General features: G+C 71.6%; 5 protein-coding genes. 2 read left to right on the forward strand and 3 right to left on the reverse strand.

What is annotated here, in order from left to right; genetic code table 11:
- Positions 1-36: 36 nt before the first annotated feature.
- Complete coding sequence (locus tag EES42_RS29990) at positions 37-1,248, reverse strand: Dyp-type peroxidase (protein WP_124721406.1); 1,212 nt, start codon at positions 1,246-1,248, stop codon at positions 37-39.
- Between the two features lie 57 nt (positions 1,249-1,305).
- Between EES42_RS29990 and EES42_RS29995 the strand changes: the two genes are divergently transcribed.
- The gene (locus EES42_RS29995; RefSeq protein WP_241196656.1) at positions 1,306-2,646 is read left to right on the forward strand and encodes a right-handed parallel beta-helix repeat-containing protein; all 1,341 of its coding nucleotides are present in this window, start codon (positions 1,306-1,308) and stop codon (positions 2,644-2,646) included.
- Positions 2,647-2,694: 48 nt separating this feature from the next.
- Here the strand turns inward: EES42_RS29995 and EES42_RS30000 are convergent, their stop codons facing one another.
- Positions 2,695-3,534 (reverse strand): hypothetical protein, encoded by an 840-nt coding sequence (locus EES42_RS30000; protein ID WP_124721408.1) that lies wholly within the window; start codon positions 3,532-3,534, stop codon positions 2,695-2,697.
- A gap of 99 nt (positions 3,535-3,633) precedes the next feature.
- Positions 3,634-6,264 (reverse strand): SdrD B-like domain-containing protein, encoded by a 2,631-nt coding sequence (locus EES42_RS30005; RefSeq protein WP_241196657.1) that lies wholly within the window; start codon positions 6,262-6,264, stop codon positions 3,634-3,636.
- A 304-nt stretch (positions 6,265-6,568) separates the two neighbouring features.
- Between EES42_RS30005 and EES42_RS45655 the strand changes: the two genes are divergently transcribed.
- Positions 6,569-6,763: hypothetical protein (locus EES42_RS45655; protein ID WP_206433637.1), on the forward strand; the 195-nt coding region annotated here is incomplete at its 3' end.

Raw genomic sequence — 6,763 nt, forward strand, 5'->3', positions numbered from 1 at the left:
CGCGCCGGGGCGGTGAACGCGTGAGCCGGGCGGACCTCATGCCCAGAGCCGTTCGCCGAGAGTCCCGGCGGATCCGGCACCGGGCAGGACGTAGGCCACGGCCGAGGCCCGGTGCTGGAGGAACGGGTTGAGGGCGTCGCGGTCGGCCAGCCGGTTCTGGACGCGGATGAACTGGGCGGTGTCGCGCATGAAGGCACAGAAGAGGAGGCCGCGGTCGCCCGGCCCGTCGTCGTAGCTGTAACTGCGGCGGAGCATACGGGCACCGCGGTCGAAGCGGGGGCTGGCGAGGCGCACGTGGGCGGTGGCGGGGATGACGTAGGAACCGTCGGGGTTCTTGGCGTAGATGTCCGGCTCGTCGCGCTCGGTGGTGCCGGTGAGGGCGACTCCGTCACGGGCGCGGCGGCCGATCACCCGGTCGCGCCGGCCCTCGGAGAGGGCCGCGAAGCCTTTCACGTCCATGTGGATCCGGCGGTAGACCAGAACGGTGCCGTCCCCGTGGGCTCCGGGCGGGCCCCAGACCCACTGCTCGGCCGCCGCGTGATCGGGGTTGGCGGTGCCGTCCTTGGAACCGAACAGGTTGCGCGGGGTGGTGCCCGGGGGAGTGTGGGGCAGGAAGCCGGACTGGGACCAGCGCGGCACGGCGCCGGCGGTGTGAGCGGCGGTGCCGACGAGTTCGGCGACGACGGCGAGCGTCCAGCGGTCAGCCGCGCTCAGCTGGACCAGGACATCGCCGTTGCTGCGGCGCGGGTCGAGGCGGTCGCCGGGGAACGGCGGTAACTCCGCCAGCGAGGCGGGGACATCGAGGTCCAGTCGGGCGGCGAGGGCGGGGCCGACGCCGACCAGGGAGGTGAGCCGGGTCGTGCCACCGCCTTGTAGCCGTGGGTCCGACGGGGAGTCGGCTGCCGCGGTGGCGAGCGTGCCGCTCAGCGCGGCGAGGACACCGCGAAGAACCTTCCGGTCGGCGGCGGCCGAGGTCCGGGGGAGGTCGAAGGACAACAGGTAAGTCGCCGGTTGCTGGGGCGCCGTGACACCTGCCTGGCGGGCGCCGCGGAAGGGAATCGCGGCCTCGGCCGACGGGGAGCCAGCGGTGGCCCGGCCGGCCGGCCGGTCGCCCCTCGCCAGTTCGTCGGCCGCCGCGCCGGCTCCGGCGGCGAGCACCGCTCCGGCGGCGAGCAGTGCTCGGCGCCGCCCGACACCGGTTGCCGCGGGTCGGGACGGATCCTGCTCATTTCCGTGTCGGGTGGGCATGAGCCTATTGGAGACGATAAAACATCGTCCATGCAAACCCTGTCTGTATTACGCCCGTTGAACCGCTCGACCGTCCCGACAGCGGTGTTCCGGGCGGCGTTGCGTCTGTCGGTACTGGTCGTCCCGCTCGCGCTGGCGGCCACTGGGTGCTCCGGTACGGAGCCGACCCCCGCCGACGCGCGGCATCCGGCGGGGAGTGTGCTGCGCGTCCCGCAGGACTTCCGCTCGGTGCAGCAGGCGGTGGACACCGCTCGCGAGGGCGAGACGGTACTGATCGGCCCCGGCGTGTACCGGGAGAGCGTACGTGTCACCAAGCCCCGCGTGGTACTGCGCGGAACCGACCGCAACAAGGTGGTCTTCGACGGCGGTGTGCGTCTGGCCAACGGCATCACCGTGACCGGCGCGGGCTCGGTGGTGGAGAACCTCACCGTGCACGGCTACCTCGCCAACGGCGTGCTGTTCACCGGCGTCACCGACGAACGGTTGCAGCAGCGCGGCGCCGGCGGCTCCGCCTACGACCCGCTGGACACCACCCGTTTCCCCGCCGTCCGCGGATTCCGCGCGACCCGGGTCACGGCGTACAACAACGGCCTGTACGGCATCTACGCCTTCGACGCGCGCGACGGCGTGATCGAGGACTCCTACGCCTCCGGACACGCCGACTCCGGCATCTACGTCGGCCAGTGCAAGCCCTGCTCCACCGTCGTCCGCGGCAACACCGTGGAGCGCAACGCGGTCGGCATCGAGCTGACCAACGCCTCGGACGGCCTGTCGGTGCTGGGCAATCGCGTCGCCCGCAACCGGGTCGGCGTCACGGTCAACTCCAACGATCTGGAGGCACTCGCCCCGCAGCACGGCGCGGTGATCGCGGGCAATGTGGTGGCCGACAACAACGCCGCCGACACGCCCGAGCAGGCCGACGGGGGCTTCGGTATCGGCATCGGTATCGGCGGCGGCACCGCGAACCGCGTCCAGCGCAACCTGATCCGGGGCAACCGGGCGGCCGGAGTGGTGGTTACCGACCCACCGGGGCACCCGGCAAGCGGCAACCGGGTCGAAGGCAACCGCGCCACCGGCAACGGCATCGACCTCGTACTGGCCTCGGCCGACCCCGGCAACTGTTTCGCGGGCAACCGGCCCGACGCCCAGAGCCCGGACGGACTGGAGGGACGCGCGGGCTGCGGCGCCCGCGACAGGGACGCGCTTCCGACCGGCCGGACCGCTTCGGTGCAGCCGCCGCCCGGCGTCCCGTTCAGCCAGGTGCCGGCCCCACCCGCCCAGCCGTCCATGCCGGACCCGACGGCCCCGGGCAGCCCGGCGACCGGCCTGCCCGGGGCCGTCGACCCGGCCACGTATCCGCTCCCGAAGGACGTGGACGCAGTGCCGCGCCCGCGCTGAGCACGGCGGCGCCGTGGGGCAGGCCGGGGCACACCGGCAACCCGGGTCTCAGCCGGTGCCCCATGGCGCCTCGGGGAGTTTCGCGCGGCCCTCGCGCCCGGAGAACTCCACGGTGGTCGGAGTCCCCAGGCCCGGCATCCGCATCGTCACCCGCCGCAGACCGCCGTCACCGTCGACCCAGTAGGTCAGCGGAGACTGTCCGCCGTCCGAACCCGCTCCTGGCGTGGCGCCCTGGGCGCGCGGCCCGGCGAACCGGTCGTAGCCGCGGCCGTCGATGCGATCACGGCCCAGCCATCGGGCCCCGGACTGGGCGAGCAGCATCGGGTTGTCGGGGCGGTCCGCACCGAGCCCGATCAGCAACTGGAGCCCGGCGTCCAGAGGATCGCTCGTGTAGGAGCGCGAGGACCAGCCCGAGCGCGGGATCTGCTCGGCCTGCTGCCAGGGCGGTCCGCTGTCGTCCTCGGGCACGGGGGCCAGGCCGAGGCCGCCGGCGTCCCAGACGATCAGCCCGTGGTCGAGCTGCCCGGTGACGGGCGGCCCGGAGGCGCCGGAGGACTCGGTGGATGCGGTGACTTGATAGCTCCCCACGGCCCGATGGGCCCGGTAGTCCACGACCCCCTTGACCCGCACCACCACTCCGGCGCCCTCGGCGGCGGTCAGGGTCACCGCCACGGGACTGGCCTGGTACAGATTCAGCCGCGACAGCGCCAGCCTGGACGCCTCCTCCGTCGTCACCGGCCGCTCGGCTGCGGTGGCGGAGCCGTCGGAGTAGCTCCGGTAGGCGGCCAGGCCGCCCACCGCGACGCCGCACGCCGTGATCGCGATCAGTGTTCTCGCCCAGAGGGCCCGACGCGGCGTACGGCCGTCGGTCTTCCTCTTCCGAGCCATGCGGTCCCCTTCTCCCATCGGTCGGTCATGCGGGAGGGCGGGTTCGCGAACCGCTGGTCCGCGAACCCGCCCGAGCCGGCCTGATCCGAGCGAAAGACCCTAGTGGTGCTGGGCCCTTCGCCTGCGCATCAGTACGACCAGTGCCGCACCGAGTCCGGTGAGCGCGGCGCAGCCGGCCAGCGCCAGCTGAACCGCCTGACTCATACCCGTGGACGCCATACCCAAGTGGGAGGTGTGGCCGGGGTTGCCGGGTGCGCCCGGAGTATCCGGCCAATCCGGCTTGTCCGGCTTACCCGGCCACGGCTTCGTCGGTTTCGGTGTCGGCTCGGTGGTATGGAGCCGTCGGTTGACCGCTGTCACCGAGACCCCGTCGTCGAGGTTCTCGGAGGTCAGCACCAGCGGTCCGAACACGGGGTCCTCCGGTGCGGCGTAACCTGCGGGCGGGCTGACCTCCTGCCAGTAGTACGTGCCCGGCGCGCCGGTGCCGCGGCAGATGCCGTTGGTCCGGGTGACGCAGGGCTTGCCGACCTTCGTGTCCGGGTCCTCCCCGGTGGTCTGCAGCTCGTCGGAGCCGTTCGTCTCCTTCCACAGCTGGAATTTCGCGTGGGCCAGCACTCTGCCGTGCTGGTCGTGCTTGACCAGGCGCAGCTCGCCCTCCTGCTGCCGGAAGCCGAAGTCGTAGGTGTGGTCGTTCTCCCCGGGCCCGCCGGTGGTCAGCGCCCGCTCCGGGTAACGCGCGCTGCGCGGCACGATGCCCTTGGAGTCGATGAAGTGGTTGTCGCCGACATCCGCCTCCGTGGGTACCCACTGGTGGAGCGGACCGCCCTCGGCGTAGTCGGCCGGTTTGTCGAGGCGGATGGTGTACTTGGTCCTCGGCCGGAGACCTCCGGTGACATTGGAGTCGTCGAAGTAGTACTCGCCACGCGCCGTCGTCTCGGTCGTTCCCACGAGCTTGCCCGACTCGTCGTACAGGTTGACGGTCGCGCCCACGACCGGGCGTTGGCCCGGGTTCTGGATTCCCTTGCGCTCGGGGTCGTACCAGACCCGGTTGCCGATCTGGAGCGGGGCCTGGTCGCAGAGCACCTCCAGGTCGCCCATCGAGGCGCCCTTGCCGAACGGGGCCACGGCACCCGCCGGGTTGAGGCGCAGGCCGAACTTCGGGTCCTGCGCGCCGTCGCGCTGGAGGAACGACGTGCCGTACCCGAGGGCGGTGTGGTTGGGGTCGAAGGCGGAGACCGCGATGGTGTTCTCGACCTTGGAGAGCGCCATGCCGGCGAACGCCGTGTTGCGGTGGCCACCCCAGCTGGTGTCGAAGAAACGGGTGCCCCGGGGGGAGAGCCCGCAGCCGTTGTTGGTGTCCATCACGTACATGTCGTCCGCCGGGCAGGCCTTGTTCAGGTCACCGCCCGACATGACGACGGCGGCGGAGCCCGGCGTGGGACCGGCCGGCGCGCGGTCGCCGAAGCGGTCGCGGAAGGCCAGCAGCATCGAGCCGTCGGACTCGAAGCCGATCTCGCCCAACTCCGGTTCGGGCTTGGCGATGGTGGAGTTGCCGCACGGACGGCCGTTCTGCGAGTCGGGGTAGGTGCTCGTCCAGGGGAACCAGCCCGCGCCGTCGCACGGGCCACTGCCGACCGTGGACTGTCGCGGGTAGTCCAGCGGCTGGTCCAGCACCGGCTTGCGGAACGCCCCGGTGCCGAGATCGAAGGGCAAGACCACGGCGCGCAGGTCCGAGAGCTTCCCGGTGGACTCGCCGGAGCACACCCCGCCGACGTAGCCGACGCCGTCACGCAGACCGAGACCGAACGGGCGCCAGTCCGCCGCCGCCGGACAGCCCGGATCCGGGATGGTGGCGACGGACCTGGGTGCCGCCGCGGTCGCCACCGTGGCGTCATAGCGGTAGAGCTTTCGGTTGTTGAGGTTGACGACGAACAGGTCCTTGCCGTCCTCGGTGATCTTGATGCCGCCCAGGCTCTCCTTGCCGGGCGCGTCGAGGAAGGCGTCGTCGGTTCCCTGGCCGTGCTCCGTCGTCCCCGCGTCCGGGACGACGGTGAACAGGGTGGTCGACTTCTGCGCACTGTCGGTCACGTAGATACCACCGGCGCCGCCCGGACCGTAGTCCGTGGTGCGCTTGGCGAGCGCCGAGGAGAACACCCGCTTGTCGGCCTTGTTCCATGCGATGCCGAAGAGCGTGCCGGTCTCGGCGTCGGTGGCGACGTTCGTGACGTCGACGTCGACGCCGTCCTGGCCGCGTGCGCTGTAGGGGAAGGAGACCAGCGTGCGCTGGGTCTTGCCCTCGCGCGTGGCGGGCTGACAGGTCGTCATCAGCGGTGCGTTCTTCTGGCAGTAGTCACCCGGACTCCAGAGCCCGGTGGTGTATGCCACGTTCTTCCCGCCGGAGAGGTCGATGAACTCCTCGTTGCTGCTCAACTGGTTGGGCGCACCATCCAGTCCCTGGCGCGAGGCGAAGGCGGGGAACAGCGCTCCCGGCTTCGGATTCACCACCTGCACCCGGTACCTGCCGCCACTGGGCCCGTCCGCCGCCGGGGTGAGCGTCACGGTGCCGTCGGCCGCGGTGACCCCCTCGATGCCGGCCCCGGCATCGTCGGTGAGGGTCACCCTGACGCCCGCGATGCCCGGTTCCAGCGCGGGGGTCCACACTCCGGTGTTGTCCACGGCCCGGATCACCCGGACCGTCACCGCCCCGTCCCCCGCCTGCGAGTGCGCCACGGGCGCAGCGGCTAACGAGCCACTACCGACAGCGAGGGCGAGCGCGGCCAGCGAGCCGACGGTACGGCGACCGGGCACGCCCGGCCTCCGCCGACGCGTCCCGGGCACGGCTCCCTTCACTTCTTCATTCGTTGATTTCATCTCCTGCTCTCAGTGTTCAGAAGGACCTGAGGCCCTGCCAGTGAGGGAATACATAGAGATGCGGAGAACCGCCCCCACAGGGATCTTAGAAGGGCTTTGGGTAAGATCATGGAGGAATGGTGAACTCGTCCGCTGTTGAATCTCCATGTGGTCGCCACCGATCGTGCCGCGGGCGGAATATCGAAAAGGTGAGCGAAATTCGCACTCCTGTCCCATCGGTCACTGCGGCGCCGACGATCTTCCGGTTCCGGGCCGGGACGTCCGCACCGCGGCCGCCGACCTGGCCGCCGCCTCCGGTGCGCCGACCCGGATCGTCCGGGGCGTCGCCCCGTCCCTCGAAGCCGCCGTCACCACCGAA

Source organism: Streptomyces sp. ADI95-17, from assembly GCF_003846175.1.
GTDB classification, from domain to species: domain Bacteria; phylum Actinomycetota; class Actinomycetes; order Streptomycetales; family Streptomycetaceae; genus Streptomyces; species Streptomyces sanglieri.

Bases quoted from the DNA above. Each gene is read 5' to 3' on its own strand.
- EES42_RS29990 (WP_124721406.1), bottom strand. From the start codon at position 1,248: ATGCCCACCCGACACGGAAATGAGCAGGATCCGTCCCGACCCGCGGCA.
- EES42_RS30000 (WP_124721408.1), bottom strand. From the start codon at position 3,534: ATGGCTCGGAAGAGGAAGACCGACGGCCGTACGCCGCGTCGGGCCCTC.